This window comes from Paenibacillus sp. JL3B1040 (genome assembly GCF_057063165.1).
Genome location: NZ_CM169317.1, coordinates 2,606,367 through 2,632,377, shown reverse-complemented (window position 1 = coordinate 2,632,377; position 26,011 = coordinate 2,606,367). Strand labels below are relative to the sequence as shown.

Annotated in this window: 25 protein-coding genes, 1 pseudogene and 1 riboswitch; of the genes and pseudogenes, 2 read left to right on the top strand and 24 right to left on the bottom strand. The window is 55.6% G+C overall.

All coding sequences use genetic code 11. The annotated features are described in order from the left end of the window. Positions 1 to 78: 78 nt before the first annotated feature. The 4 genes from ACZF99_RS11775 to ACZF99_RS11760 are packed head-to-tail and all read right to left on the bottom strand — an operon-like array spanning position 79 to position 2,502. Positions 79 to 687: a TVP38/TMEM64 family protein gene (locus tag ACZF99_RS11775; RefSeq protein ID WP_483611971.1), complete on the bottom strand. Its 609-nt coding sequence runs from the start codon at positions 685 to 687 to the stop codon at positions 79 to 81. A gap of 27 nt (positions 688 to 714) precedes the next feature. Beyond that, positions 715 to 1,230 (bottom strand): N-acetyltransferase family protein, encoded by a 516-nt coding sequence (locus ACZF99_RS11770; RefSeq protein WP_483611969.1) that lies wholly within the window; start codon positions 1,228 to 1,230, stop codon positions 715 to 717. A 29-nt stretch (positions 1,231 to 1,259) separates the two neighbouring features. Continuing rightward, entirely contained in the window at positions 1,260 to 1,562 is a 303-nt protein-coding gene (locus tag ACZF99_RS11765; protein WP_483611967.1) for an antibiotic biosynthesis monooxygenase family protein, read from the bottom strand. Continuing rightward, entirely contained in the window at positions 1,552 to 2,502 is a 951-nt protein-coding gene (locus tag ACZF99_RS11760) for an NAD(P)/FAD-dependent oxidoreductase (RefSeq protein ID WP_483611965.1), read from the bottom strand. Before ACZF99_RS11760 ends, ACZF99_RS11765 begins: the two co-directional genes overlap by 11 nt. 111 nt (positions 2,503 to 2,613) lie before the next feature. Here ACZF99_RS11760 and ACZF99_RS11755 point away from each other — a divergent pair, with 111 nt between their 5' ends. Next, the gene (locus ACZF99_RS11755) at positions 2,614 to 2,979 is read left to right on the top strand and encodes a DUF2512 family protein (RefSeq protein ID WP_483611963.1); all 366 of its coding nucleotides are present in this window, start codon (positions 2,614 to 2,616) and stop codon (positions 2,977 to 2,979) included. Positions 2,980 to 3,049: 70 nt separating this feature from the next. Here ACZF99_RS11755 and ACZF99_RS11750 read toward each other — a convergent pair whose 3' ends face one another. The 8 genes and pseudogenes from ACZF99_RS11750 to ACZF99_RS11715 all read right to left on the bottom strand — a co-directional run bounded on the left by ACZF99_RS11750 (position 3,050) and on the right by ACZF99_RS11715 (position 12,168). Continuing rightward, positions 3,050 to 3,847, bottom strand: a complete 798-nt coding sequence (locus ACZF99_RS11750; RefSeq protein ID WP_483611961.1) for an ABC transporter ATP-binding protein — start codon at positions 3,845 to 3,847, stop codon at positions 3,050 to 3,052. Continuing rightward, entirely contained in the window at positions 3,847 to 4,761 is a 915-nt protein-coding gene (locus ACZF99_RS11745; protein WP_483611959.1) for an ABC transporter permease, read from the bottom strand. The genes ACZF99_RS11750 and ACZF99_RS11745 overlap by 1 nt, the downstream gene beginning before the upstream one ends. 37 nt (positions 4,762 to 4,798) lie before the next feature. Then, positions 4,799 to 5,881, bottom strand: coding sequence for an ABC transporter substrate-binding protein (locus tag ACZF99_RS11740; protein WP_483611958.1), 1,083 nt, complete (start codon positions 5,879 to 5,881; stop codon positions 4,799 to 4,801). Positions 5,882 to 6,096: 215 nt separating this feature from the next. Continuing rightward, positions 6,097 to 6,603, bottom strand: a complete 507-nt coding sequence (locus ACZF99_RS11735) for a metallophosphoesterase family protein (protein ID WP_483612673.1) — start codon at positions 6,601 to 6,603, stop codon at positions 6,097 to 6,099. A 480-nt stretch (positions 6,604 to 7,083) separates the two neighbouring features. After that, positions 7,084 to 8,782 (bottom strand): annotated as a pseudogene (locus tag ACZF99_RS11730) (glycoside hydrolase family 13 protein). A 110-nt stretch (positions 8,783 to 8,892) separates the two neighbouring features. Then, positions 8,893 to 9,822 carry a hypothetical protein gene (locus ACZF99_RS11725; RefSeq protein ID WP_483611956.1) on the bottom strand — a complete coding sequence of 310 codons (930 nt, stop codon included), beginning with the start codon at positions 9,820 to 9,822 and terminating at the stop codon, positions 8,893 to 8,895. 85 nt (positions 9,823 to 9,907) lie between these two features. Further along, a complete protein-coding gene (locus tag ACZF99_RS11720) occupies positions 9,908 to 10,843 on the bottom strand; it encodes a Gfo/Idh/MocA family protein (protein WP_483611954.1) in 936 nt (311 codons plus the stop codon). A 344-nt stretch (positions 10,844 to 11,187) separates the two neighbouring features. Next, positions 11,188 to 12,168 carry a TIR domain-containing protein gene (locus ACZF99_RS11715; protein WP_483612671.1) on the bottom strand — a complete coding sequence of 327 codons (981 nt, stop codon included), beginning with the start codon at positions 12,166 to 12,168 and terminating at the stop codon, positions 11,188 to 11,190. Positions 12,169 to 12,471: 303 nt separating this feature from the next. Here ACZF99_RS11715 and chrA point away from each other — a divergent pair, with 303 nt between their 5' ends. Then, the gene (gene chrA, locus ACZF99_RS11710; protein ID WP_483612669.1) at positions 12,472 to 13,689 is read left to right on the top strand and encodes a chromate efflux transporter; all 1,218 of its coding nucleotides are present in this window, start codon (positions 12,472 to 12,474) and stop codon (positions 13,687 to 13,689) included. A 14-nt stretch (positions 13,690 to 13,703) separates the two neighbouring features. On the opposite strand, the gene ACZF99_RS11705 is transcribed toward chrA, so the two are convergent. The 12 genes from ACZF99_RS11705 to metE form a co-directional block, all read right to left on the bottom strand. Then, positions 13,704 to 14,453, bottom strand: a complete 750-nt coding sequence (locus tag ACZF99_RS11705) for an SDR family NAD(P)-dependent oxidoreductase (protein WP_483611952.1) — start codon at positions 14,451 to 14,453, stop codon at positions 13,704 to 13,706. 10 nt (positions 14,454 to 14,463) lie between these two features. Further along, positions 14,464 to 15,354: an NAD-dependent epimerase/dehydratase family protein gene (locus ACZF99_RS11700; protein WP_483611950.1), complete on the bottom strand. Its 891-nt coding sequence runs from the start codon at positions 15,352 to 15,354 to the stop codon at positions 14,464 to 14,466. Positions 15,355 to 15,388: 34 nt separating this feature from the next. Further along, a complete protein-coding gene (locus ACZF99_RS11695) occupies positions 15,389 to 15,787 on the bottom strand; it encodes a hypothetical protein (protein ID WP_483611948.1) in 399 nt (132 codons plus the stop codon). 225 nt (positions 15,788 to 16,012) lie between these two features. Continuing rightward, entirely contained in the window at positions 16,013 to 16,648 is a 636-nt protein-coding gene (locus ACZF99_RS11690) for a nucleotidyltransferase family protein (protein WP_483611946.1), read from the bottom strand. After that, complete coding sequence (locus tag ACZF99_RS11685) at positions 16,648 to 17,892, bottom strand: MFS transporter (RefSeq protein ID WP_483611944.1); 1,245 nt, start codon at positions 17,890 to 17,892, stop codon at positions 16,648 to 16,650. The genes ACZF99_RS11690 and ACZF99_RS11685 overlap by 1 nt, the downstream gene beginning before the upstream one ends. Positions 17,893 to 17,927: 35 nt before the next feature. Next, positions 17,928 to 18,773, bottom strand: a complete 846-nt coding sequence (locus ACZF99_RS11680; RefSeq protein ID WP_483612667.1) for an aldo/keto reductase — start codon at positions 18,771 to 18,773, stop codon at positions 17,928 to 17,930. 143 nt (positions 18,774 to 18,916) lie between these two features. Further along, positions 18,917 to 19,408: an RNA polymerase sigma factor gene (locus ACZF99_RS11675; RefSeq protein WP_483611942.1), complete on the bottom strand. Its 492-nt coding sequence runs from the start codon at positions 19,406 to 19,408 to the stop codon at positions 18,917 to 18,919. A 187-nt stretch (positions 19,409 to 19,595) separates the two neighbouring features. Further along, a complete protein-coding gene (locus tag ACZF99_RS11670; protein WP_483611940.1) occupies positions 19,596 to 20,687 on the bottom strand; it encodes a sensor histidine kinase in 1,092 nt (363 codons plus the stop codon). Further along, a complete protein-coding gene (locus ACZF99_RS11665) occupies positions 20,677 to 21,381 on the bottom strand; it encodes a response regulator transcription factor (protein ID WP_483611938.1) in 705 nt (234 codons plus the stop codon). Before ACZF99_RS11665 ends, ACZF99_RS11670 begins: the two co-directional genes overlap by 11 nt. Positions 21,382 to 21,547: 166 nt before the next feature. Further along, positions 21,548 to 22,261 carry an MgtC/SapB family protein gene (locus tag ACZF99_RS11660; protein WP_483611936.1) on the bottom strand — a complete coding sequence of 238 codons (714 nt, stop codon included), beginning with the start codon at positions 22,259 to 22,261 and terminating at the stop codon, positions 21,548 to 21,550. A gap of 147 nt (positions 22,262 to 22,408) precedes the next feature. Continuing rightward, positions 22,409 to 23,035: an FMN-dependent NADH-azoreductase gene (locus tag ACZF99_RS11655; RefSeq protein ID WP_483611934.1), complete on the bottom strand. Its 627-nt coding sequence runs from the start codon at positions 23,033 to 23,035 to the stop codon at positions 22,409 to 22,411. Between the two features lie 125 nt (positions 23,036 to 23,160). Beyond that, positions 23,161 to 25,452 carry a 5-methyltetrahydropteroyltriglutamate--homocysteine S-methyltransferase gene (gene metE / locus ACZF99_RS11650; protein ID WP_483611932.1) on the bottom strand — a complete coding sequence of 764 codons (2,292 nt, stop codon included), beginning with the start codon at positions 25,450 to 25,452 and terminating at the stop codon, positions 23,161 to 23,163. 144 nt (positions 25,453 to 25,596) lie between these two features. Then, positions 25,597 to 25,794, bottom strand: a riboswitch (cobalamin riboswitch). Between the last annotated feature and the right edge of the window lie 217 nt (positions 25,795 to 26,011).

Genomic DNA, 26,011 nt, shown 5'->3' with positions numbered 1-26,011 from the left:
GCGTTCAAACGACTCGCCCCCCATCCAATCTTGTGTTCTCTCTAGCTTATCCAAGAAAGCGGCCGATCCATGCTAAGGCTACGGCGTCATGCCGCTTTTGTTGTTCGAGATCGCCCGGTTCCGAACGACAAAAGCAATGCCCAAGGCAAGCAAAAAACCGGCGTACGACAAGATCAGATCCCGAAGGTTCAACCCCGGAAAAACAATCGAGGCGCTTAAAATCCCAAACAGCCAAATACTCGAGAGGTTTCCGACCAAATTGGACCAGGTATAGGACCCGAGATTCAGGTTGGAAATCGCCGACATAAACGAGATCAGATTGTTCGGCATGATCGGAACCGTGCGGAGAAAGATGACGGCCCATACCCCGTATCGGTCGAGCCCTTTTTGCCATTTTTCGTATTTTTGCAGCTTGCCCATCCACTTGCGGTTGAACCATTCGGCAAAAAAATACCTGCACATCAGATATACGACCATCCCTGCCGCCGTTCCGGCAATCCAACTGGCCAGCAGGCCGTTCATTATGCCGAGCAGGGAGATGTGCAACATCACGATCGTGGCAAACGGAAAAAATCCGAAAACCCCCTGCACCACGGCCAGCGGGATCGTGAAAAGAAGGATGGAGAATCCGCCCAGATGGGTCGTCTCCAAAAACCAGTCCGTCAGTTGCTTGATCCATTCATTCAAATGATTCGTTCCCCATTCCCCAAACGTTTATTCCCCTTCAACCCGCTTTCCCAAGATTACGAGATCCCGTTCCACACCGTCCAAAATGGCCACGCGAGGCAAATGCGCCCACCGCTCGAACCCAAATTTGCCAAGGAGCTTAAGACTCGGCTCGTTATGGCCGAAAACGAAGCCAAGCAGCGTATGGATACCCAGCTTGGGGCAAGCCGCGAACGCTTGGCTCAGCAGGATTCCGCCGATGCCGTGGGATCGGTAAGCTTCGGTGATGTAAATGCTGATTTCCGCCGTGCCATTGTACGCCGGTCGCCCGTAAAAAGATTGAAAGCTAAGCCAAGCGATTACCCGTCCCCCGGATCTCATGACCCAAAGCGGTCTGAAATCGGGAGTGTGCTCGTCAAACCACTTCCGTCTGGCGTCGACGGTCACGGGCTCCAAATCCGCCGTAACCATGCGTCCGGCGATAGTCTCGTTGTAAATCGCGACGATGGCCGGCAAATCCACAAGGGTCGCGTCTTCAATCCTATAGTCGAAATGTTCCGTCATATGTACCCGCTCACCCTCATCCATCCCTCCTAGTCCGTTTCGTGCTTGATCCGGACGTAATGCTCTACCGTCGGGAAAGGATCGTAAAAATGATGAAGCAGCGCCTTCCATTCCTGATATTCGGGGGACTGACGGAAACCGACCTCATGCGCGGTAATCGACTGCCACCGCACAAGAAGAATATATTTGTTTTCCGTCTCCACGCATTTGTGGAGCTCATGCCCGAGATAACCGTCCATTCGGCTGATCACTTTGGAAGCCTTGCGGAAATTACTTTCGAAATCGTTGATCATACCAGGCTTTACCTGCAGTTGAGCAACTTCAAGAATCATCCTCTGCATCCCCTCCGTTCAACTGATTATAGCACGGACTTAACGCTTTATGAATCCAAATTGCGGCAATCGCCCCTTCTCCCATGGCCACGCTTACTTGCTCGGCATGCAGCCCGAGATCGCCGGCCGCCCATACGCCGGGCACGGTCGTTTGCTTCGTGCGGGGATCGGTCACCACATGCCGGTTGCCGGCGATGGCCGCCCCTAGCCGGGCCGCCAGTCCCGAGCGGACCTCGTTGCCGCCAAAGGCGATAAATCCCCGTTCGGCCGCGAAGCTTCGGCCGTCCTTCAGACTCACGCCGCGAATAAACCCTTCGTTCTGCCGTACCTCGGCGATTTCCCCTTCCTCGTAACGGATTCCGCGTTCCGCCATTTGCTGCAACAGCGTCGGCCCCACTTCAAGCCGTTCATGATTGATGTAGGTTAAGTCCTCCGTACGCTCCGCCAGCAGCAGCGCCATTTCGGCCCCGGTGTTGCCCGCCCCCATTAACACCGTTTTCCGGCCTTGAATCTCGTACCCGTCGCAATCCGGACAGACGTACACGCTTAGCCCCAGCGTCGGAATCATCCCCGGAACATCGGGGAAACGGTCAAGCACGCCGGTGGCCAGGAGCAGCGTTCTGCCGGCGTACTCCTCTCCGCCGGACGTTGTGATCCGAAACCGCCCTGTCTGTTGTTCGGCTCCGACCGCCACATCCCGCACAAACTCCACGCCGTACGATTCCGCTTGCCTTTTTCCTCGCCTGCGCAGCTCTTCACCGGAAATGCCTTCCGGAAACCCAAGCAGGTTGTGATACTGCCGGCACAACGTCGACCTCCCGCAGCCGGCGTCGATGACCAGCACCCGATGCACAGAATAGCGGCCTAGCTGGATCGCGGCTTGCAAGCCGGCGATACCGCCTCCTACGATCAAGCAATCATAAAGCATGGATTGTTTCATTGGATCTCCCTCTTTCCGCGTCATGTAGAGCGCGCTCACTGAAATGAAGTTCGTGTATAGGCGCATTCCCGTTAGGAGAAATTAAGCTGTAAAAACAAGGAGGTGTAGGGCTTGAACAAGTTTCTCGTCAAATTGCTCGGCAATGGGGTTATCATCATCGCCATGCTGATGCTCTTAAGTAACGCTTCATTCATCACGGCGTTGCTGACAGCCTTAGCGTTATCCATTCTGGCCTATTTATTCGGGGATCTCTTCGTCCTTCCGCGGACGAACAACATGGTCGCAACCCTTGTGGACGCGCTGCTCGTGTTCGTCTTCCTGTGGGCAATTGCCGCTAATGCGGACTGGACGTTGTCCTTTGGCGAAATGTTGGTCATCACGCTGGTTGTCGGCGTCTTCGAGTGGTTCTTTCACGGCTGGTTGCTGCGCGACGGCATTCGCCGCGACAGCAGCGTGCGAGTGCGCGATTCGCGCTAACGACATCACGCCAAAAAGCGCGAGTAAAGGGAGTTCTTCCCTACTCGCGCTTTTTGTGATTGAACGCTATTTAACCGCCCAGCATCACGCGGTCGTCGGACAGCTTGTGGCCGCTGATGCGCTCGAATTCGCCGAGCAGCCGATCCATCGTCAAATCGCGTTTCTTTGTATCGTCCACATCCAGGATGATGCGGCCGCCGTCCATCATGATCAGGCGGTTGCCAAGGCGGATCGCCTGTTCCATGTTATGCGTAACCATCAACGTAGTCAGTTTCAGTTCGCTGACGATTTCCTGCGTCAACCGCGTCACCAACTCGGCCCGGGCCGGGTCCAGCGCGGCGGTATGCTCGTCGAGCAGCAAAACCTGCGGCTCGGTGAACGTCGCCATCAACAGGCTGAGCGCCTGACGTTCCCCTCCGGACAAGGTACCCACCTTGGCGCGGAGCCGATTCTCCAGCCCGATGCCAAGGCGCCGCAGTTGCTCCTGAAACATCGTCCGGCGCTTGGCGTTAACGCCAAGCCTGAAGCCGCGCTGCTTCCCGCGGGAGAAGGCCATCGCCAAGTTCTCCTCGATCGTCATATGCGGCGCGGTGCCGGCCATCGGATCCTGAAATACGCGGCCGATCCACTTGCTGCGGCGATGCTCCGGGAGAGGGCCGATGTCGACGCCGCCAAGGCGAACCTCGCCCGCATCCGGCTTGATCGCGCCGGAGATCATGTTCATCAGCGTGGATTTTCCGGCTCCGTTGCTCCCGATGACGGTGACGAAATCGCCCGGGCGCAGGTGGAGGTTGACGTCGATCAGCGCGATCTTCTCGTCCGGCGTACCGGGGTGAAACAGTTTCGATACTTGAGTTAACCGAAGCATCAGAACCCACCCCCTACGCTCTTATGCCCGGAGGTCTGGGCGATTTCTGCGGCGCGCCGGCGGGCGATCGTCTTCTGCTTCATATTTCTTTGCACGGTCGGAAGCACCAAAGCGACGATGACGATCACTGCGGTAATCAGCTTCAAATCCGTTTGCTCCAGCCATTCGATCCGCAGCGCCAAGGCCACGACGATCCGGTAAACGATGGAGCCAAGCACGGCCGCCAACGTCGCCCAAAACACCGTGCGCGCCCCGAAAATCGCTTCCCCGATAATGACGGAAGCCAGTCCAATCACGATCATCCCGATACCGGACGATATGTCGGCGAAGCCGGATTGCTGGGCGATCAGCGCCCCCGACAAGGCGACGAGGCCATTGGACAAACTGAGCCCGAGAATAATGGTATAGTCCGTGTTGGCGCCAAAGCTGCGGATCATTCGTTTGTTGTCGCCGGTAGCGCGTAGCGCCAGCCCGAGCTCCGTGCGGAAGAACAAATCGAGCAGCAGCTTTATCGCTATGACGACGACCGGCATAAACAACAGGGGCGACGCCGAACTGAACAACGTATTCTCCCCCAACAAGCCTACATTCGGTTTGCCCATGATCCGCATGTTGATGGAATAGAGCGCGATCATCATCAAAATCCCGGATAACAGTCCGTTAATCCGCCCTTTGGTATGGATGAGTCCGGTGATGGCCCCGGCGGCCATGCCGCCGAGGAAAGCCGCAATCGTGGCGATCCACGGGGAGCTTCCCCCCGTGATCATCACCGCGGCAATGGCGCCCCCGGTCGTAAAGCTGCCGTCCACGGTCAGGTCCGGAAAATCGAGGATCCGAAAAGTGATGTAGACGCCAAGCGCCATGAGCGCGTACAGCAAACCGGATTCCAGCGCCCCGAGCAGCGAGTTCATCATGATGAGTACCTCCTCAAAAAATTAGGAGCGAGTGCGCCTATTCGATCAGATTGTTTTCCTTATCCGCGACCTGGTCCTTCATGGCGTCCGTCACTTCAATGCCCTGCTCGCCCGCTGCTTTCAGGTTCAAGATCAGGTCGAGCTTATCCGGGACGGTGACTTTCAAGTCGCCAACCTTTTTGCCGTTTTTCAAGACATCCACGGCCATTTGTCCCACTTGGTAGCCGTGGTCGAAGTATTTGAACCCAACCGTGGCAAAAGCGCCCTTCTCCACCGTATCCCGATCGCTCGAGAAGAAGGGAAGGTCGTTTTCGTTGGCGACCTGGATCACCGTGCTAACCGCTTCGACTACCGTGTTGTCCAGCGTAATGTACAGCGCATCTACCCGGCCCACCAGCGATTCGGCCGCTTGTTTCACCTCTGACGTATTGGTGACCGAAGCTTTGACCAATTTAATGCCGTGTGCCTCCAAGGCTTTCTCCGCGTGGTCGGCCATGACAACCGCGTTCGGTTCGCCTTGGTTAAGCACCAGGCCGACCGATTTCACATCCTTGAAATTCGCGGCGACAAAGTCCATCAGCTTCGTAATGGCCTCCGGGTTCGTATCCGAAGCCCCGGAGATATTCCCGCCGGGATGATCCAAATTGTCCACCAATTTGGCATCCAACGGATCGGTAACCGCCGCGAACAAGATTGGCGAGTTCTTAACCTGCTGCGCAACGGCTTGCGCCGGAGGCGTAGCGATGGCAAGGACCAGGTCATACTTCTCGCCGGCGATTTTCTGCGCGATCGTCGTATTGTTCGTTGGATCCCCTTGCGCGTTGTTGTAATCCAACGCCAAGTTGTCGCCTTCCGCGATGCCGGCGTCTTTCAAGGCTGCCAGGAACCCTTCCCGCGTCGCGTCCAAAGACGGATGCTCCACGATTTGCGAAATCGCGATTTTGTAAGTATCCTTGGCGGGTTCCGCCGTATTCCCCGCACCCGAGGAATTCTCCGTTCCATTACCGCCGGCATTCCCCCCGTTTGCGGCATTTCCGTTCCCGGCCGTGTTGTTGCCGCAGGCGATCACGCCAACCAGCAGCAGCGATAAGGCCAATAAAACTCCAAGCTTCTTCTTCATATTTCGTTTCCCCTTTCTCTCTCTCATGAAATGATTGCTTGTGCAAAGAATGGAGCTGTAAAGCATGATCCAATTAACGCTTTTGTCGATAAAAGGAATAAAGCATTAATGGACAACTATTCGTCCAACGCGGACACGAAGTATGACTCCTATATTAAATGGTGGTCAATTATCCGTCAATAACAGGTTATGGGACTCTTCCGCATGACTTCGGTTCATTTTTTGGCAAGGAGATAAATATGTTTGGCTTGGATCGCTTGAGGCGTAATTTCGAGCACGCCAAAGCTGTATTTCGGTTCCCGCCGCTTGTCGGTCGGCGAACCGGGATTGAACCACAACACGCCTCCGCTTTCGGCAAGGTACGGCTGATGGGAATGACCGAACAGCACGGCGTCTACCTGCTTGCCGGCAAAAACACGCTCGGCGTTGTCCTTGGCGCCGTGCCCGCCGCCCGGCAGATGACCGTGGGTAAGTCCGATCCGCTTGCCGCCCAGCTCGAGAATTTTGTGCTGTCCGAAGCGGCGGATGATATCCACCGGGTCATTGTTGCCCGCCACCCCGTCCACCGGCGCTAAGGCTTGGAATTGTTCAACCACGTCCATCGTCACCCAATCGCCCAAGTGAAGAATGAGATCGCACGTCTTCAAGGTTTGCCGCAGCTTGGCGGGCAGCTCCGACCCGTGGCGGGGCATATGCGTATCCGACACGACTCCGACCCGCATCGCTCCTTTCAAGGCTCCGCGATCCATCCGCCGGAAATCCGATGCCCGGCAGTCCAATATTCGTTTCATGGCCTAACCCTCCGTTCAACGATTAACGTAACTCTTCTCAGTAGAACGACCCGGAAATAATGTTCGAAAACAGCGTAACTTTTGGCAGATTGGGGGCAGGGTATGCGGTAGGGTGAGGATGGAAGTAGCGTCCCAATCGAATTGGATCAGAGGCATGACTAAGTGGAAAAAGCACATCTATATCGAGCGAAAAGTGAAATTTTGAGGAAATTAGTTGGAAACCCTTCACTTATTTTGCCCATTTATAGCCGTTTTCGAGCAAATCCCCACAATTTAGGTGTAGAAAATCCACTAAGCATCCGCCGATAGTCTAAACGGGACAGATCGAAGTGGAGGATTTCCAATTTAACTTGGCAACACTCTTTATAGTGTTCAGTGTAGCATGCCGGGAAACCGCAAACAACGCCATTTTCACGAAGAGTAGGATCGTTTCAAATAGACTCTGGCTTCATAAGGACGCAGCCGCAAATGGCGTAAACCCTCGTGAACCTGCGGAGCATAATTGGAGATCAACAGTTCGATGCCCTTCGGCTCCATGACCTCCTCCGGCCACTCGAATACCGGCTCTCCGGCATAAAAATTCAAAATAACGAGCAGGCGGCTTGCCTCCAGTGTACGGGTAAACGCATAAATTTCCGGATGATCGGGAAGCAGCAGCCGATATTCGCCGTAGACGATGACGGCATGCTGTTAAACGAATCAGCTCTTTGTAATAGTGATAGATCGAGTCGGGATTGCGGAGCGCCTCCTCAACGTTAATGCGATCGTGATTGGCGTTGACGCGGATCCACGGGATCCCGACGGTGAACCCGGCCTGCGGCCCGGCATCCCAATGCATCGGGGTTCGGGCGTTGTCGCGGCTTTTCAAATGGATCGCCCGCAGGATGTCGGCCTCGGGGACGTCGTTTCGCTTTTGCTCTTCATAGAAGTTGAGCGTCTCCACATCGCGGTAATCCCTGATCGAGGCGAACGCAGCGTTAGTCATCCCGATTTCCTCACCCTGATAAATATACGGCGTGCCTTCCAGCATATGCAGGAAGGTGGCCAGCATTTTGGCCGAGATCACGCGGTAATCTTCGGAGTCGCTCCCGAACCGTGAAACCGAGCGCGGCTGGTCGTGATTGCCCAAATAATTGGCGTTCCAGCCCCGGCCGTGCAGCACCGTCTGCCAGCGGGTGATCACTTCCTTCAAGTCCGTTAGTTTCCACGGAACGACGTCCCATTTGCCGCTGCCCGCAGAACCGGCGTCCAGGAACATATGCTCGAACTGGAACGTCATATTCAGCTCGCGCCGGTCGTCGCCCACATAATAGAGCGCCTGCTCGGGACCCAGCCCGGACGTTTCGCCAACGGTCATAATGTCGTAGTAATACAGTACGTTATCATACAGGTGCTGCAGGAGCGTATGCACGTCGTCGAGATTGGAAAACAGCTCGTAAGCCCGCACCGTCGCCATCTGCTGCGGATTGTGCGCGTCCGGCAGCCCTTTGGCCTTGGCGATATGCGCGATGGCGTCGAACCGGAAGCCGTCCACGCCTTTTTGGAGCCACCACTGGACCATATCATGCAGCTCGCGGATTACCGCCGGATTTTCCCAGTTCAGGTCGGGTTGATTTTTGGAATACAGGTGCAGGTAATACTCGCCGGTACGTTCGTCGAACTCCCAGACCGAGCCGCTGAAATACGACTCCCAGTTGTTCGGCGGGCCGCCGTTTTTCCCCTTCCGCCAGATGTAATAATCCCGCTTGGGATTATCGGCAGACCGACGGGATTCCAGAAACCAGGGATGCTCGTCCGAGGTGTGGTTCAGCACCAGGTCCATCATCAGCTTCATTCCCCGCGCGTGCAGCGCCTCCAGCAGTTCGTCGAAGTCCTCCATCGTACCGAAGGAGGGATCAATCTTGTAATAATCACTGATATCATAGCCGTTGTCCTGTCCGGGCGATTGATAGACGGGACACACCCACACCACGTCGACCCCAAGATCCTGCAAATAATCCAGCTTGGAAAGGATGCCCCGCAGGTCCCCGACTCCGTCCCCGTTCGAATCCTTGAAGCTGATCGGATAGATTTGGTACACGACGCTTTCCTTCCACCAAGTCCGTTTCATGTCCGCCGCCCTTTCGCTTTTTTCCTATAGCTATTTGCACCGGGACGGATTTGTATTACAAAAAAAAGCCCGGGAACCTGAAGTTCCCGAGCCTTACGATACGTACGATGCTATTCGTACAGCTCGATGGCCTGCACGTATTTCCGGTGCGTTTCCGCGTGTTCCGACTCCAGCTTGCGTTTGGCCGTTTCCAGCTCGCGCTGCACATCGCTTACCGCCGAGCTTTTGGCCTGGACTTGATCCAAACTGTCGTTGATCTTTCCTTGGACAAGCCAATCGGAGATGAACCCGTCGAAGAAATAGTCCGAAAATTTCAGAAACCCGCCGATTTCCAGGTTAGCCGGACCGTCCGCCCCGAGATCGCGGAGCTCCCGCTCAAAGCGTTGCAAGCTTTGCCGCGCCGCATGGAGATGGCTCATCGCCTCGTCGATTCGCCCGTGCTTGATATGCGTCGACATCATCCCGCCGCCCAGCATATCGTACGTGCCCCAATTTTTGGCGGAACGCAGATCCTCTTCGGCCGCGCTTAAATCGCGAAGGGCCGACTGCCCGGCACGCACGGCTTCGTCAACCTCTTTAAGCTGCACGGTCAAGACCGCCTCGCGTTCGGCCAGCTCGCGAAGCTCCTCATTCTCTTCCAAAACCTGCCGCTCCTTGGCTTGAAAAACGCGCTCGTATTCGTTCCGCCAAGAACCAAGCTCCAACAGCCTGCGCTCGATCTCGGTGATTTGCCGCTCCATGTCGCGAACCGCCGCATCGGCGGCATCATACTTCACCTTCGCCTCCAGCACTTCCCGCTGCTCCCGTTCCAGCTTCTCGGCCTTATTGCCGAGCAAAGTCGCCAGCAAATTGGACAGCGTCATGGCCGACAGCTTGCGGACATCCTCTTCCTCCGCGGCCAGCTTCTTTTGCCAACGGTTCCGTTCGGCTTCCAGGCCGGACAGCTCCTGCCGAAAATCTTTGAGTCGCCGTTGCCATTTCTCCTGGTTCCGGCCTTTCTCTTTGAGTTCCGCCATCCGCGCGTTCAAATCCTCGAACAAGCTGAATTCCTCCTTCACCGCCGGACTGCCGTCCGGCTTGCGTGGTTTCTCTATCCTGTTCTACGTTGTTCGGGGCGGTAATGTTTCAGTGCGGCCGCTCCCAGACATATGCTCCGTTCGCCTCAGCGCTCCGAACGATCTCCTCGCACAGCCGGTGGGTTTCCAGGGCGTCCTGCAGCGAAATGGCCGGCGTCTTCCGTTCGCGAACGCAGGTGATGAAGTGATCGATGATCTGCACGAACCCCCGCCGGTAGAGCACCGGATCCCAGTCCTTGAAGGTTGACCGTTTGGCTTCGCCGCTAATAAAATGCTCGGTGGTGTTCAGCCCGTCCACCCGCCATTTCTGGCCGGGGCTCATCACTTCGAGGATTTCGTCATTCGCCCCCGAGTCGCGGTTCATGATTCCGATGCAGGTGAAGCCGTCGCCTTCCAGTTGGAGCGCGACGTGGTACAGCTTCCCGTCTTGAACCCGGGTCGATACACGGAAATCTCGGACTTCGCCAGGTGCCAAGAACCGCAGGGTATCCACCACGTGGATATAATCGTCCAGCACAAAGCGACGGGCGTAGTCCGGCGAAGGAGTACGGTTTTTTTGCAGCAGCACCAGCCGGCGGTCCGGCTGCTCCTTCAAGGCCGCGTTCATCGGAGCAAACCGGCGGTTAAAGCCCGTCATCAGCAGCACGCCTTTCCGCTCCGCCAGCTCGCTAAGCCGTTTGGACTCTTCGTATTGGTAAGCGATCGGCTTATCCACGTAGACGTGGATTCCGTTCTCGATCAGTTGCTCGACAATGGCCGGATGCGACTCCGTGGCCGAATGCACGAACGCCGCGTCCACGCCGGATTTCACCAGCTCGTCCACGCTGCCCGCCGTTTCCGGGACGCGGTATTTTGCCGCAAGCTTGGACCTTGTCTCTTGATTTCTTGTACTGAACACGAGGTTGATATCCTCCCTCGCCGTAATGACCGGCAAATACGCTTTTTGCGCGATATCGCCCAGTCCGATGATTCCGATGCGCATCATTTTTAGCCTCCTGAGGGAACTTTTCATCAATTCGTTAATGGCATTAGTTCCCTTACATTTTGGCACAGGAGAAGAAAAATGTAAATTTGGCGCAAAAAAAGCCCCCAATCGTTCTTGGGGACTTGTTGCGAATTCATATTAAACAAAGGAAGGTTTTCTGCGGTCCACGTCTCCCGTGAGTACCTTAACGTATTCCTTATCTCCGCCTTCGACGGAAGGGCCCACAAAGGTAAGGCTGGAATTCGCTCGCCTTGCGCGTCCCTTCGTACTTCGCGATGGGGACAGGCGCTTATAGGCTTTGGACGCCGAACCGGCTCCTTGTCTGAGTTTTAGGTTATCTCGCTTCATACCGAATCCCCTCCAAGTATATAATGAATGGTTCGCAAGAGCTCGTTATTATGATCAACGATGATGCCTAGCTGGTCATCGGTCAAGTTATACCTGCCCGAAAAATGAACGGAGAGAACATGTTCTTTTCCTAAAGGATAGCATAGGATGTATACCTGTTCAACTTCAAGTCGATTAAAGAAAGCCCATTTTGAGGTTAAATACGCATCCAACACGTAAATCGGCTGTTGGCCGGACTCCATTCGTTCCTGATGTTCGCGAAAAGTGAAGAACCTGCCCTTTCCGACGTTGCCGCCCACTTGCCCAATTCCCTCATCCCCCTGCGCTTTCCAGAGTGCGGCACCGGTAACCAGATAATCCGGAGGAGGAAGGATGGACGTCCGAATCGCCTCGCTCAAGGAATTATAGCGCTCCTGATCGTTGACTGCTGTAATATTCTTGTTATAGGTCCAGAAAAAATGCAAAATTCGGCGTTTACGCTCCAATTCCAGCTCCATATTCGCCATTTCCTTACGCGGGTCTGGGTACACTCCTTCGGATTGAATGGCTTTGATCATGAATTGGCAAGCGATGGAGACCGCCGCTTCAGCGTTTCCGTCCGTTCGCACCTCGTACTTCAGCAAGGTTAAGCCCTGAAGGTCGGACAAAAGATGATATTCCGAAATCTTCTCCCCCCGGATGAGCTCCTCGCTCTCCCTTACTTCTTGCGGGACAATCGCAAAAACCCGCCGTCGCCCCAATCTCCCCCAAAACAACCCCATTTCAAAGAGCGTATTGTCTCGGGTGATAAAAACATATTTCCCGCGATAAAGAGCAACGTCATCCGGTGAAAAAATGAAAACAGCAAAATCGTTTAAATGAAGTTGTTTTTCAAGAGACTCCATCGTGTAGTCATTGCCGTCGAATGCGCCGGCATACCAGGGAGTCACTTGGGCGTATCGGTTGATTTGGGCATGGATCCCGTTCGCGATCGCCATCGCTTCCCGAGAAGATCCAATAAAGACATTCGGCTTTATCACATCCACAACTCCTTGAAAAACGATTCATCTTTTTCCTAATTATACCACTGCCATCCAGTTTGAGCAGCTCTATTTAACGCCGCGATAACCCGGAGTCAAAAAAACTAGTCAGGTTGAATGAAGGGAAGGATCAAATCGGTCTCATGCTTACGCTCCGTTTACAATAAAATGATATGATGAGGAAAATACGCCGTCTGGCGCATGTTCATACATGGAAAGGAGCTGCACAGCTTGCAGTCTGATCAAGTAACCCCCACCGCTATGGAACAACCGGGCTCCGGGCAGTTCCGCCGCGCCTTCGAAATCTTCGTCGTCTCCGCCAAGCTGGGGGTGACTTCCTTCGGCGGGCCGATCGCCCACCTCGGCTATTTCCACGAGGAATATGTGAACAAACGCAGATGGATCGGGGAACAAAAATACGCCGAACTGGTCGCGTTATGCCAATTCCTGCCGGGGCCGGCCAGCAGCCAGGTCGGCATGGGAATCGGCCTGTACCGCGCCGGTTTGGCCGGTGTATTGGCGGCCTGGGCCGGGTTCACACTGCCTTCCGCCGTGCTGCTCGTGCTGTTCGCCTTGCTGCTGCAAGGAACGGAGCTCGCCGCTGGCGGTTGGCTGCACGGCCTGAAGCTCACGGCGGTCGCCATCGTCGCCCAGGCGGTGTGGAGCATGGGCGTGAAGCTCGCCGCCGGACGCAGCCGGGCGACGATCGCCTTCCTGGCCGCTGCCGCCACCTTGCTCTGGCCCAGCGGCCTGACGCAGGTGCTGATCATCGCCGCGTCCGCACTCGTCGGCTTGTGGCTGTACCGCAGCAGCCCGACACCCGGCGCATTGCCGGAACGCAGCGGCGAAGACCCGCAGGGCGGTATTCACCTCCGCCGCTCCTGGGCCGCCGCAAGCCTAACCGCCTTCTTTGGCCTGTTGGTATTATTGCCGCTGGTCAGCCGGTGGTGGCCAAACCTCGGCCTGCAGCTGTTCGACGTTTTCTACCGTGCCGGGTCGCTCGTGTTTGGCGGCGGCCATGTCGTACTGCCGTTGTTGCAAAGCGAAGTCGTCCCCCGGGGCTGGATCGGCGAAGCGGAGTTCCTGTCCGGCTATGGCGCGGCTCAGGCCGTTCCGGGGCCGCTGTTCACGTTCGGCTCCTATCTTGGAGCGTCCATTCACGGGGTCACGGGCGCCATCTTAGCAACGCTCGCGATCTTCCTGCCGGCATTCCTGCTGGTCGTTGGGGTACTCCCTTTTTGGCATCGGCTGCGCGTCATCCCTAAGGTCCAACACGCCCTGCAAGGCGTTAACGCCGCAGTCGTGGGCCTCTTGCTCGCCGCCTTATACGATCCGATCTGGGTTTCTTCCGTGCAGGAAACCGGCGATTTCATCGTCGCCCTGCTGATCTTCGCCATGCTGATGATCTGGAAGCTGCCGCCGTGGATTGCGGTTGTTGCCGGAGCGGCGGGCGGGACACTGCTCGGTTGGATCGGATAAATCCCCGCTTCGCCTTAAGGCTCGTAAATCATTTTCCGCGTCATCCCGCCGTCGACCACCAAATGCGCGCCGGTCACAAACGTATTGTCCGGGTGAGTCAAATACAGGCATGCCCGGGCGATATCCGCCGGAGTTCCGACCCGTCCCGCCGGATGCTGCCTGTGGTCGATGTCGCGCAGCGCGCCATAATCCCCGGTTTCGATCCAACCCGGGCTGATGCAGTTGACGCGGATGCCGTCCGGGCTAAGCGAAACGGCCAGCGCATGCGTCATCGACACGATGGCCCCTTTGGATGCGGCGTACGCCTCCGAGCCCGGTTCGGACATGATCGATCGGGTTGAGGAGATGTTCACGATCGCGCCGCCCCGTCCGCTTCCCTTCACCCGTTTCGCCATCTCGCGGGAAGCCAGGAACGCACTTCGTACGTTAGTGTTCAAGACATCGTCCCATTCTTCAATCGTAAGCTCATAGGGCGATTTAAACCGGGATACCCCCGCATTGTTGATCAAAATATCGATCCGTCCCAGCTCGCGCTCGGTCGTTTCCATTAAACGAAGGATATCCGCTTCTTTTCTTACATCGCAAGACACAAATAAGGCGTGTCCCCCCACCTGGCGAATCGCTTCCGCTGCCAGACTGCCGGTTTCCTCGTTCAGCTCCGCCAGCACGACGGACGCGCCTTCCCGGGCATAAGCTTCGGCCACGCCGCGGCCGATCCCTTGGCCCGCCCCCGTTACGATGACCGTTCGATTTGCCAAAGTCATGTCTCGAAAGTCACTCCTTCTGTCCACTTGATGCAATCTGCCGAATGAATCCCGGCAGCCAATCGTCCAACGCTTCGAACCGGTACCCGGCTTCGCGCGCTTTCGTATTGTCCATCACCCACGAGGCCGGGATGCCAAACGGAGACTGATGCTCCTGTGCCGTTTCACGCTCGATGCGAGCCGACTTGCCGGTGACGCTCTCGATTAACCGGACGATACCGCCGATGGTCACATTTCCATCCGAACAAGCGTTAATTGGCCCCGTAAGCCCGGTTTCCCCGAGCCAGGCCAGAAACTTGGCCGTTTCCGCCGACGTGATGAACGAAATCGCCGCTTCCGGGTTCGGTACGCCGATCGGCAACTCCTGCTGTACATGCTCGACGTGGAAATGCAGCCGTCGCGTATAATCATCCGGTCCCAAAACGATCGGAATCCGCAGCGCGCTCACCGGAAAATCAGCCTGCTGGAACAAAGCGGCTTCGGCCAACCGCTTCCCTTCCCCATAGTCGAAAGCCTGCCGATCGCCGAGTTTCAGCTCATAACCGTAAGGATCGAAGTCCGCTTCGACCAAGGGCACTTTGCCTAACTTATAGACGGATAAGGTGGAGGTCAAGATATACTGTCCGACGCACCCTTTGAAAGCCCGCACCGCGGCAAGCGCTTCGTCCGGCGAATAACAGATGTTATCGTACACGATATCCCATGGCCCTGCCGCAGCCGCCTCCCGCAGCGAGGCTTCGTCCGTCCGGTCCAGCCGAATCCGGGTTACCGGCGCTTCGAACCGGACCTCCGTTTGCCCGCGCGTAGCGGCCGTGACCTCATGTCGGCCTGATCCCGCCAGCAGGTTAACCAATCTTTTGCCGAAATAACGCGAGCCACCAAGCACCAAAATTTTTGCCATCCCCTATACCTCCTTAATCACAGCGAATTTTCCTTTAACGGGTCGTAAACGTGCTTTTTATTAAGGACAATGCGCTTAACAATCCGAGGAAAAACAATTGCGGATCCCGAACGATCTCGAAGTAACCCACGATATATATCTGTTTGACGTAGATCGTGAGGATCGGATAGATCAGCAGCAGAAAGCTGGGCACAAACACAAACGCAAACAGCGGCCGGTGGAACTTCCGTCGGTTCGGAAATCCGTTCAGGAAGCTTAAATACAGACCAAAAGCCAAGCCGTAGACGATTTCGCCAATCAAGCCGTACTCCATTTGATAAAAGGTTTGGGTCTTGTGATTCATCATGTCGGTAAACTGATTTCCGTAATACATCAGCACCAGCGCCCCGAGCATCCAGAGGAAATAATAGAAATAACCTTTCGAATTCTTCATGCATCCGACTCTCCCTATGTATGGATCAAAACCAATGACAATCAAATTTTACCACGAAACGGACCCCACAGACCTTATTCGGACGATTTCGTACATGTATAAAATCTTAACGGACCCCAATGACGTTATCGATCTTGATTTGTCTCAGGTAGGAGCAAATCACGGAAAATAAGGTCACTGGAGTCCGTTATCCATCCATTTCAAGCGTTAATACTCAAATTAGCGTCATCTGAGTCCGTTCGAACTTGGCGAGGGTTCCCGATCATCGCATGAGCGAGTGTGCGTATCGCCCCTCTCCTCCTCCTCGACCAGCACCAACCGCGGCCAGCGGCTGAGCCAAGCTTTGCCATTGAGCCGCTGCAAGAATGCGGCGTGATCGCGAAAATACGGGCCCTGCCGAACTCGGAGCGACAGGAGGTCGTTTAAACCCATAGGCGCAATCAGCTCGACTTCTCCCGCAGCGTTCAAGCGTGCGCCAACCGCTGTCGCCGTTTCGGGCCAATGCAGCATCGCGTCCTCGACCGAGCGGTAAGGCGTCGTACCATTGCGCAAATGCATGCGCGCCTGATTTTTGGCCGACCAATTCTCCTGCGGATTCCGTTCGCGCAGCCGGGCGTCATAGGCTTTCTCCGCTTCTTCCTCCAGGCACGCCGGATCATAATACAGAACGTCCACATCGTGCAGCGGCGTCCGTACGGCATAACCGTGCAGCACGTCCCAGACAAAGTTGCGGATATAACCGGCGGCGATGCAGCCCTGAGGCAGCCCCAGCTCGGCAATGAGCTGCAGATCGGCCATCATTTCGGGCTGCCGGCGGATCGCTTCGCGCAAATCGCCTGCATCGGCAATCGTCGGCCGCATCAGCTTGCCGTCTCCTGCTGCTGTAATGCCTCATCCTTCGGCAACAACACCGCGAGCAGACCGATCAGCGGCAGAAAGGAGCAGACCTGCATAATGAACAGAATACCTGCCTGATCGGCAAAGATCCCGAGCACGGCGGAGCCCAAGCCGCCGAGCCCAAACGATAGGCCGAAGAACAGGCCTGAGATAAGCCCTACCTTCCCCGGCACCAGCTCCTGCGCATACACGACGATGATCGAGAATGCCGAGGACATGATAAAGCCGGCAATCACGACCAGCACTCCTGACCAGAACAGGTTGGCATAAGGCAGCAGCAGCGAAAACGGCGCCGTCCCGAGAATGGACACCCAAATGATGTTGCGCCGGCCGTAGCGGTCCGCCATCGGGCCGCCGAAAAACGTGCCGACCGCCGCCGCGGCCAAAAAGGCGAAGATGTACCATTGGGCCGTTTCCTTGGCTACGCCGTAGTGGTCCATGAGAAAAAACGAATAAAACGTCGAGATGCTGATCGAATACACGTTTTTGGAGAACAGCAGCAGGACCAGCACGGTGATGGCCAACAGGATCTTCCCTCGGCTGAGGCTGCTCTTCGACCGAGCGGCGCCGCCTGGGACCGCCGAACCGGCAGCGCGGGGCTTGCGCGGTTTCAGATCCTGAGCGCCATACCATTTTGCGACAAAGTACTGAATGACGATTGCCGCGACCGCTGCCAAGGCGAACCAGGCCACGCTAGTCTGACCCAAAGGGATAAAAATCAAAGCCGACATGATCGGTCCAAGCGAAGCGCCGATGTTCCCGCCGACCTGGAAAATGGATTGCGCCAGTCCTCGTCTCGGCCCCGCCGCCAGATAAGCGACCCGCGACGACTCGGGGTGAAATATCGACGACCCCAGTCCGATCGAGGTCACCGCCAGTAAAATCAAAGGATAACTGGGGGCAAACGCCAACATCACGATGCCCGCAAGCGTAAAGCATACCCCAAGCGGCAAAATGTAGGGCCGGGGCCGAACATCCGCATACAAACCTACCAACGGCTGAAACACGGAGGCTGTCATGTTCATGGCGAAGGAAATCCAGCCGATTTGGCCATAGGATAAGAGGAGCGATTCGCGCAAGACCGGAAACAAGGCGGGAATCGCCGATTGCATCGTATCGTTCAACAAATGCACGGTGCTGATCGCAAAAAGAATCGGGTACACCGTTAATGCGGGATTTGCCGTTTTAGCGGCAGCTGTCTGGTTCATCTTGACCTCGCTTCATTTATTTGTGTTATCGCTTACTATTTAGGAATAGACGTATCCGGATCCGATCCGAAGCGCTGATTGCGGTTTAACCCGTCAATAGCCTGAATGTCCTCCGTACTCAGCTCGAAGTCAAAGACATCGGCATTCTCGATGATCCGCGCCTCGCGCACCGATTTCGGAATCGTGACCACACCGAGCTGCAAATCCCAGCGCAAAATCACTTGGGCCACGGTTTTTCCGTATTTGGCGGCGATGCCTTTCAAGGTTTCGTGCTCCAGCAAATGACCTTGGCCCAGCGGCGACCAGGCTTCCAGCTGAATGGCTTGTTCCCGGCAATAGCGAAGCAACTCCTTTTGGGTCAAGTAAGGATGGAACTCCACTTGGTTGACGGCCGGCACGACCTTTGCTTCGGACAACAGGTCCTTCAAATGATGAACTTGAAAATTGCTGACGCCGATCGCGCGCACCTTGCCCTCGGCATACACTTTTTCGAGCGCACGCCACGTCTCCTTGTATTTCCCCTTTACCGGCCAATGCACCAGGAACAAGTCCAAATAGTCGAGACCCAGCCGCATCAGACTGTCGTCAAAAGACTTCAGCGTAGTCTCGTACCCCTGCTCCGAGTTCCAGACCTTCGACGTAATGAACAGCTCTTCTCTACGGAGACCGTTCTCCTGCAGCGCTTCCCGAACGCCTTGACCCACGCCTTCCTCATTGCGATAAGCGGAAGCGGTATCCACACTGCGGTATCCGGTGCGGATGGCCGATTTGACGGCCTGCACGACTTCATCGCCTTCTTTAGCCTTAAAGACGCCGAGACCCAGCCAAGGCATTTGAACCCCATTGTTTAACGTGACGGTTTCCTGCAAATGATTAGGCAAAGTAGACATGAGACGAGTCCTCCTTCATTCAGGCGATTTCTGGTAATATCCTACATCAAAAGCGCCGATCTGAACAGAGAACAAACGCAAAAGGCTGCCCGAAGGCAGCCTTGCGATGCTTGAGATGAAGGATAGTTGTAAGATCAGGCCGTTTCCCGTGACCGGCGGAGCTTTTGTCTGGCCCGGTACAGCAGGATTTTGAAATGGGACAACGAGATGCCCATCAGAGCCGCCGATTCCTGATAGGAAAATCCATGGACGTCGTACAGCAGCACCGCATGCTGCTGATTCGGCTGCAGCAGGGACAATCGCGCGTACAGCTCCCGGCGGTTTTCCTCGCCAAGCACGGATTTCTCCGGCGTATCGTCGCTCGGATAGCGGTGAAAAAATTCGTTTTCGTAAGATGACGAGCGGCTTTCCTTCCGCAGCAAGTCGATATACGCGTTGTGGGCGACGCGAAGCAGCCAGGCCTTGGCCCTCCTCCCCTCCGCCTCATGCAGGTGCATCAATGCCCGGCAAAACGTCTCCTGCATCAAATCCTCGGCGATATGCGAGTTGCGGCACATGCTATACAAATATCGATATACGTCATTTTTATATTCGCGGTAAAGCAAATCCATAGAACGCGACTTCATCGGTTGTTTCCTCACTTTCTCCCGGCTTTCAGGGCAAGGCTGTCTTTATCTTGCCTCGCTCCGTCCATTATGCCGAACAGAGTTTGCGTCCCGACTAAGAAATTGTTAAGTTTTCCTTAAGAATTTACTGCATTTTCCTTAAATCAAAAGACGCCTTGAAGGCGTCGTGGGCAAGTCCGGATGATATTTAAGCGCCGTCCCGCCGCAAACGGACCGTAAACGCAGTGCGATATTCGTTGCTGTCTGCGGAAATAACGCCTTGATGCAGATTGACGATATGCTTGGCGATCGCCAGGCCGATGCCGGAGCCGCCCGTCTGGGAAGCCCGCGACTTCTCAACGCGGTAGAAACGGTCGAATAGATGCGGCAAGTCCGCCGTCGGGATCGGGTCGCCGTAATTGACGACCTCCGTGACGATATCCTCGCCTTCCTGCCAGCCGCGGATGTCCAAATATTTGCCGTCGTGACCATAGCGGATCGCATTGGTAATCAGATTCTCGTACACTCTGCGAAGCTTGTCCCCGTCTGCCTGAACGTACAGCGGCCCCTGCAGATACAGCCGGCACTCCATTCCGTTCTCTTGCAACTGCCAGCCGAAATGGGCGGTCATCTGATGGAGCATCTCCGCGAGATTGATCCGCGTCATTTGCAGCCTCATTTCCTTGTTTTGCATCCGGGTATATTCGAACAAGTCCTGCAAGAGCTGCTTCAACCGAAGCGACTCCTCGTAAGCCATGCTGATGTAATATCGCAGCTCGACCTCGTCGCGGTAGCGATCCTCTTCGATCAGCCCCAAATAGCCGGTAATCGAAGTGAGCGGGGTCCGCAAATCATGGGATACGTTGGTAATCAGCTCGTTTTTCGTTTGCTCCGCCCGCCGCTCGTCTTCAATTGAAGTCCGCAGCCGATCGACCATCCGATTGATGTCGGTGGCAAGCTGACCTAATTGTCCGACATTCTCCACGGGGATTTTCCGCACGGAGCCGGCTTCGATTTTATGTACTTCCTCGATCAGCAGCTCCAAATACTTTTTCTCTTGGCGGCGCAGGCTGCGGCGGTAAAAATACAAGGAAAACAGCATGAGAATCGGCACGCCGGTCAAATAATACGCTTCCGGAAAGCCGATGTTCCGGTTGATCCACAAAATGAGCGTATAGAAAGTCACGCTCGGGAAGACGACGTAAAACATCCGCGCCAGCAAGATCAATAGGAATAGCGAAATTAACGAGGCGACGATGGTCCAAAGCAGCCAGGCCAAAAAACGCAAGCTAGCTCTCAATTTTGTAGCCAACCCCCCATACGGTACGGATCAGCTTCTCCCCGTCCATTTCCTTCTCCAGCTTGTCCCGGAGACGGCTGATGTGCACCGTCACGGAATTGCTGCTGTCCAGGTATTTATCCTTCCAGATCAGCTCGAAGATCTCCTCGGAACCGAACACCCGCCCGGGATGGCTGGCCAGCAAATACAAAATGCCGAATTCGATCGGCGTCAGCTTGAGCGGGTTGCCGTCCACCGTCGCCGTATGCGTCTCTTTGTCGATCGCCAGCGAAGCGATCCTGATGATATGTTCCTGCGGAGAATGCGGTGACCCTGGCGGCTGTGCCGCATAGGAGGAGCGGCGCAGCAGCGATTTCACGCGGGCGACCAGCTCCAACGGATTGAACGGCTTGACCATATAATCATCCGCTCCGGTCATCAGCCCGGTGATCTTGTCCATATCGCCGTCCTTGGCGCTGAGCATCAGGATCGGTGTCGTATGCGATTCACGGATTTTCATGCAGACGGAGATGCCGTCGAGCCCGGGGAGCATCACGTCAAGAATGACCAGATCCACCTCGTCCTGCTCGGTGATCTCCAGAGCCCGCAGGCCGTCCTCCGCCCTCAATACGTCATAACCTTCATTCGTTAAATATATTTCGATCAGTTTTGCGATTTTTTCATCATCATCGACAATTAAAATTCGTTTACCCATTAACCGAATCATCCTTTATTTGAGCTGGTTAGACACAAGCACAGTACCATCATACCATGTCTTGTGCCGCCAGATACAAATAAAAGGTTACAAAATGCACCGGTTATGGTTCCCAACTGTAAGGGGCGTGATCCGGAAGCAGGAGCTTCTCTCAAGCGCGCCAACCCTAGAGATTTTCCACTTCCACGCTGATGACGTGATCGATGGTGCGGAGAAAATGGTAGAGCTCCGTCGTATACTCCTTCTCCGAAGCGGTAATCACCATATCCACCCGCTGTCGACCTTCCTCCAAGTCCTTGATTTTCAGTCGCCTGATGCGGTGCTGGTTCGCTTTGGCCCCCCGCCCCCTTTCGTCCTTGCGCTCGATGATGCGAATCAGCTCGGTCACGTTCCCGTGGTCCTCCATGACGATTTTGATCGAAACATCGCGCTGGTTCAGTTTATAAGGTCCTATCCATTTCACGATATAAGGAATGAAATTCACCGCGAGAATCAGCAGGATGACCGTCAGGGCGGCTTCCAGATAAAATCCGGTGCCGATGGCGATCCCAATCCCGGATGCGGCCCAAATCATCGCTGCGGAGGTGAGGCCGGAAATCCCCTCGTTGCTCCGGCGCAAAATGGCCCCGGCTCCCAGAAAACCGATGCCGCTGACGATTTGCGCGGCCAACCGCATCGGATCCATGTTCGGGTGGTCCGGACCGGCGAATTTGGCGAATGCCTCGATGGATACGATCGTCACCAGACAGCTGGCGATACAGATAACCATACTCGTTTTGATGCCTAGCGGTTTTTGCTTCAATTGCCGATCGATTCCGATAAACAAACCGAACAATAGGGCCAGACATAGCTTAATCACCATTTCCAACTCGTTGTTCATGATGCGTCGCAACTCCTTCAATTATATAAGGTGAGTATAAATGTATTCGGCAGGCCGACGCAAATGGACACAGCAAAATAGCCTGAACCGTTTTAACACGGTTCAGGCTGTTCAGGCTAAGCCTCTTCTCAACAATACGTTACGGGATCAGAATCTCGCGGCCAGCTCGGCGGCGCGTTTCACGCCGTCCTGGATGATTTCCTCGGCGCGGTCCGGGAATTGGTTATGTCCCTCGACGACGACGGCTTCCGGATCGTTGATGCCCCAGAAGGCCAAGGTGTTCTTCACGTAGTTCAAGGACATTTCCAGCGCGCTCATCGGGCCTTCGGAATATACGCCGCCGCGCGCTTGCAGCAAAGCGACCTTCTTGCCGCCAACCAGGCCAACCGGACCTTGCTCCGTGTATTTGAACGTCTTGCCGGCTTGGTTCAGGTAGAACAGGTAAGTAAGCAGTTGCGCCGGAATCGTGAAGTTCCACAATGGGAACGCAAACACGACTTTATCGGCTTGCAAAAATTGCTCCAGGTAAGCGTTGGCCACGTCGGCGGCTTTTTGTTCCTCCGGGGTAGCCGGGATGCCTTTGCCGACTTTGAACAGGCCGTTTAGCATATCCAGGTCATAGTAAGGCAGATTTGCCTCGAACAGATTCAACTCGGTGACGGTGTCCTCGGGATGCGTTTCTTTGTAGGTTTGCAGGAAGCTTTCATACAGCTTCACGGTGGCGGATTGGTCCGCCGGGCGGTTGTTGGCTTTCACGAATAAAACTTGAGACATAAACGGTTTCCCTCCACATGAAAATTTTCTCTATCGTTATCTTCTTTCTTTTTCTTAGCTACTCATTATTCAACTGTAACTAATCTAACACTAGTTATAATAACGGGTAACTATCGCTTTGTCAATTACAGTTCCTTGATTTTTTTCCGGCGGACCTGCTCCGCCGCCGCAACCATTTGCCGCAGCGCTGCGACGGTTTCTTCTTGTCCCCTGGTTTTTAATCCGCAATCGGGGTTGACCCAAAACAGCTCCGGATCCAGCACCTGCAGCGCCCGCTCGATTAGAGCGACCATCTCCGCCTCCGACGGCACACGCGGGCTATGGATGTCGTAAACCCCAAGTCCGATCCCGAGCGGATACGTATGTTCCTCAAAGCTTTGGACCAACTCTCCATGGCTGCGCGAGGTCTCGATCGATATGACGTCGGCGTCCAGTGCGCGGATTTCTTCAAGGATATCGTCAAATTCACAGTAGCACATATGGGTATGAATTTGCGTCGTGTCCCTGACCGAAGACGTCGTCACCCGGAACGCCTTCACCGCCCAATCCAAATATTCCGCCCAATCCTTCCGCTTGAGCGGCAGCCCTTCGCGTAGCGCGGGTTCATCCACTTGGATCATTCCAATTCCGGCCTGTTCCAGCGCTTCGACTTCGCTGCGCAACGCCAAGGCAATTTGAAAGGCGACTTGCTCCCGAGACAAGTCGCTACGGACGAACGACCAGTTCAGGATGGTGATCGGTCCCGTCAACATGCCTTTAACCGGTTTGGTCGTAAGGCTTTGGGCATAGGCGGTTTCCTTGACGGTCATCGGACCGGCGAACTCGACATCCCCGTAAATCACCGGCGGTTTAACGCAACGCGTGCCGTACGACTGTACCCAGCCCCCCTGCGTAAAGGCAAAACCCGGCAGCTTCTCGCCGAAAAATTCCACCATATCGGTGCGCTCGAATTCGCCGTGAACCAGCACGTCGAGCCCGAGCTCTTCCTGAATCGCCACCCATTTGCGGATCTCCGCCTGGATGAACTCCTCGTACCTTTCCGGGCTCCATTCGCCTCTGCGCCATTTCTGGCGGGCAGCCCGAACCTCGGCAGTCTGCGGAAAGCTGCCGATCGTCGTCGTCGGCAGAAACGGCAGCCGCCACTTGGCCTGCTGCTTGCGGCGCCGTTCGGCGAACTCGCTGGCGCGGGCAGCCGGCGCTAGGGCGGCTTTATCCGCCGCCTCCCGCACCGCGGCGCGGCTGCGGGCCGGATCCGCGGCGAGCGCCGCCAGCGCGCGGCGGTTCTCCGCGAACCGCGCCTGCGCCGGCCCTTCCCCGCTTGCGGCCTCGCACAAGCTCGTCAGCTCCTCCAGTTTCTGCTCGGCAAACGCCAGCGCCTCGCGCAGCACCGATGCCAGCCGCTCTTCGCCGGCCGCGGATACCGGAACGTGCAGCAGACTGCAGGAAGGCTGCACGATAAGCTCGGGCTCCCCGGCTAAGACGCGAATCTCTTTCAGCAGGCTCAGCGCCTCGTCCAAATCCGCACGCCAAATATTCCGGCCATCGATGAGCCCCGCCCCCAACGTCTTGCCGGCGGGAAATCCGTAACGCCGCAGCGCTTCCAGATTGCCGTCCCGGCCATGGACGAAATCCAGCCCTAAGCCATGCACCGGCAATTCGGCGAGCGCCTCGTAACGTTCGACTGCATCGAAATAGGTTTGCAGCATGACCCGCAGCTTCGGCACTTCCCTAGCGATCGTCCGGTAGATGAAGCCAAGCCGGCGAACGTCCTCTTCGGTTAGAGAGACGACCAGCGCCGGTTCGTCAATCTGAACCCAAGCCGCGCCGACCGCTTCCAGCTCCCGCAGCACCTGTACGTATAACGGCAGCAAACGATCAATCCAAGCATCCACATCGCCCGCCGTTTCCCCTTTGGACAATTTCAACAAAGTGAACAACCCAAGCAGCACCGGTCTGCCTTCCACGCCCAGCTCCTGTTTGGCTTCCAAATAAGCCAGGAGCGGCCGGTTAACGGTCAGTCGCGGCTCTCTGGCCTCCAGCTCGGGCACGATATAATGGTAGTTGGTATTAAACCATTTGGTCATCTCGCTGGCTGCCGCCCGGTCGTTGCCCCGGGCGATGGCGTAATACAGATCCAGCGGCACCTTGTCGCCGTTCCAAGCGAATCGCTCCGGCACCAGACCAAACATCGTCGCCGTGTCCAATACGTGGTCGTAATAGGTAAAATCGCCGACCGGGATCACGCCGAGACCCCGATCCCGCTGCAGGCGAAGATGATCGAGTCGGATCGCGGTTAACCGGTCGTGCAGCTCATGCTCCGTGATGTTCCCCGCCCAATAGGCTTCGATATGTTTCTTCCATTCCCGTTGTTCTCCGATTCTGGGATATCCCAGATTTCCGCTAACTATATTTCCCATGATAATTTCCTCCCCATCGCTTAACTTATTTACGCCGAATCCACAACAAAAAAAGATCCCCGATAGCAGCATGGCTAAAGAGGACCTTCGATCATTCGTTCGATGGCTTGCATCTTTAACACCTCCCTATCTCCCGTAGGTACAGCAGTGCCGTCGAAATAGGCAGGTCTCCTGGCTTCGGCATCATCGCCGGATGCGGCCTTCCCGGTGATTGGATCACCAGTGGCAAATAAGCATCCGACTTCTCCGTTACAGTGGCGGGACCGCGCCGGCATCGCACCGGACTTCCCTTTTAAGTTCCGGCCATACATGGCCGGAAGCACCTATTTCCGCTATATTCGGTTTGGAATATACCTATCATCTTACTTCATGTCCCCATCGAATACAATACCAAACATATCGGAATGTAAGAATTTAAGGGACGGAGTTCGCAAAAGTCGACAACATTTTCGACAACATTCAAGTGATTAATATCACAATCCGACCCATTAACCCGTCGTACGATGAAATTAAGCAAACAAGAATGCCATGGGCTTACCCATAAACCCTAGAAAGAGGA

Excerpts from the sequence above, each read along its gene's own strand:
- ACZF99_RS11770 (WP_483611969.1), bottom strand. The coding sequence starts at position 1,230 with ATGACGGAACATTTCGACTATAGGATTGAAGACGCGACCCTTGTGGAT.
- ACZF99_RS11765 (WP_483611967.1), bottom strand. The coding sequence starts at position 1,562 with ATGATTCTTGAAGTTGCTCAACTGCAGGTAAAGCCTGGTATGATCAAC.
- ACZF99_RS11760 (WP_483611965.1), bottom strand. The coding sequence starts at position 2,502 with ATGAAACAATCCATGCTTTATGATTGCTTGATCGTAGGAGGCGGTATC.
- ACZF99_RS11750 (WP_483611961.1), bottom strand. The coding sequence starts at position 3,847 with ATGCTTCGGTTAACTCAAGTATCGAAACTGTTTCACCCCGGTACGCCG.
- ACZF99_RS11745 (WP_483611959.1), bottom strand. The coding sequence starts at position 4,761 with ATGATGAACTCGCTGCTCGGGGCGCTGGAATCCGGTTTGCTGTACGCG.
- ACZF99_RS11740 (WP_483611958.1), bottom strand. The coding sequence starts at position 5,881 with ATGAAGAAGAAGCTTGGAGTTTTATTGGCCTTATCGCTGCTGCTGGTT.
- ACZF99_RS11735 (WP_483612673.1), bottom strand. The coding sequence starts at position 6,603 with ATGCGGGTCGGAGTCGTGTCGGATACGCATATGCCCCGCCACGGGTCG.
- ACZF99_RS11720 (WP_483611954.1), bottom strand. The coding sequence starts at position 10,843 with ATGATGCGCATCGGAATCATCGGACTGGGCGATATCGCGCAAAAAGCG.
- ACZF99_RS11715 (WP_483612671.1), bottom strand. The coding sequence starts at position 12,168 with ATGGCGATCGCGAACGGGATCCATGCCCAAATCAACCGATACGCCCAA.
- chrA (WP_483612669.1), top strand. The coding sequence starts at position 12,472 with ATGGAACAACCGGGCTCCGGGCAGTTCCGCCGCGCCTTCGAAATCTTC.
- ACZF99_RS11705 (WP_483611952.1), bottom strand. The coding sequence starts at position 14,453 with ATGACTTTGGCAAATCGAACGGTCATCGTAACGGGGGCGGGCCAAGGG.
- ACZF99_RS11700 (WP_483611950.1), bottom strand. The coding sequence starts at position 15,354 with ATGGCAAAAATTTTGGTGCTTGGTGGCTCGCGTTATTTCGGCAAAAGA.
- ACZF99_RS11695 (WP_483611948.1), bottom strand. The coding sequence starts at position 15,787 with ATGAAGAATTCGAAAGGTTATTTCTATTATTTCCTCTGGATGCTCGGG.
- ACZF99_RS11690 (WP_483611946.1), bottom strand. The coding sequence starts at position 16,648 with ATGCGGCCGACGATTGCCGATGCAGGCGATTTGCGCGAAGCGATCCGC.
- ACZF99_RS11685 (WP_483611944.1), bottom strand. The coding sequence starts at position 17,892 with ATGAACCAGACAGCTGCCGCTAAAACGGCAAATCCCGCATTAACGGTG.
- ACZF99_RS11675 (WP_483611942.1), bottom strand. The coding sequence starts at position 19,408 with ATGAAGTCGCGTTCTATGGATTTGCTTTACCGCGAATATAAAAATGAC.
- ACZF99_RS11665 (WP_483611938.1), bottom strand. The coding sequence starts at position 21,381 with ATGGGTAAACGAATTTTAATTGTCGATGATGATGAAAAAATCGCAAAA.
- ACZF99_RS11660 (WP_483611936.1), bottom strand. The coding sequence starts at position 22,261 with ATGAACAACGAGTTGGAAATGGTGATTAAGCTATGTCTGGCCCTATTG.
- ACZF99_RS11655 (WP_483611934.1), bottom strand. The coding sequence starts at position 23,035 with ATGTCTCAAGTTTTATTCGTGAAAGCCAACAACCGCCCGGCGGACCAA.
- metE (WP_483611932.1), bottom strand. The coding sequence starts at position 25,452 with ATGGGAAATATAGTTAGCGGAAATCTGGGATATCCCAGAATCGGAGAA.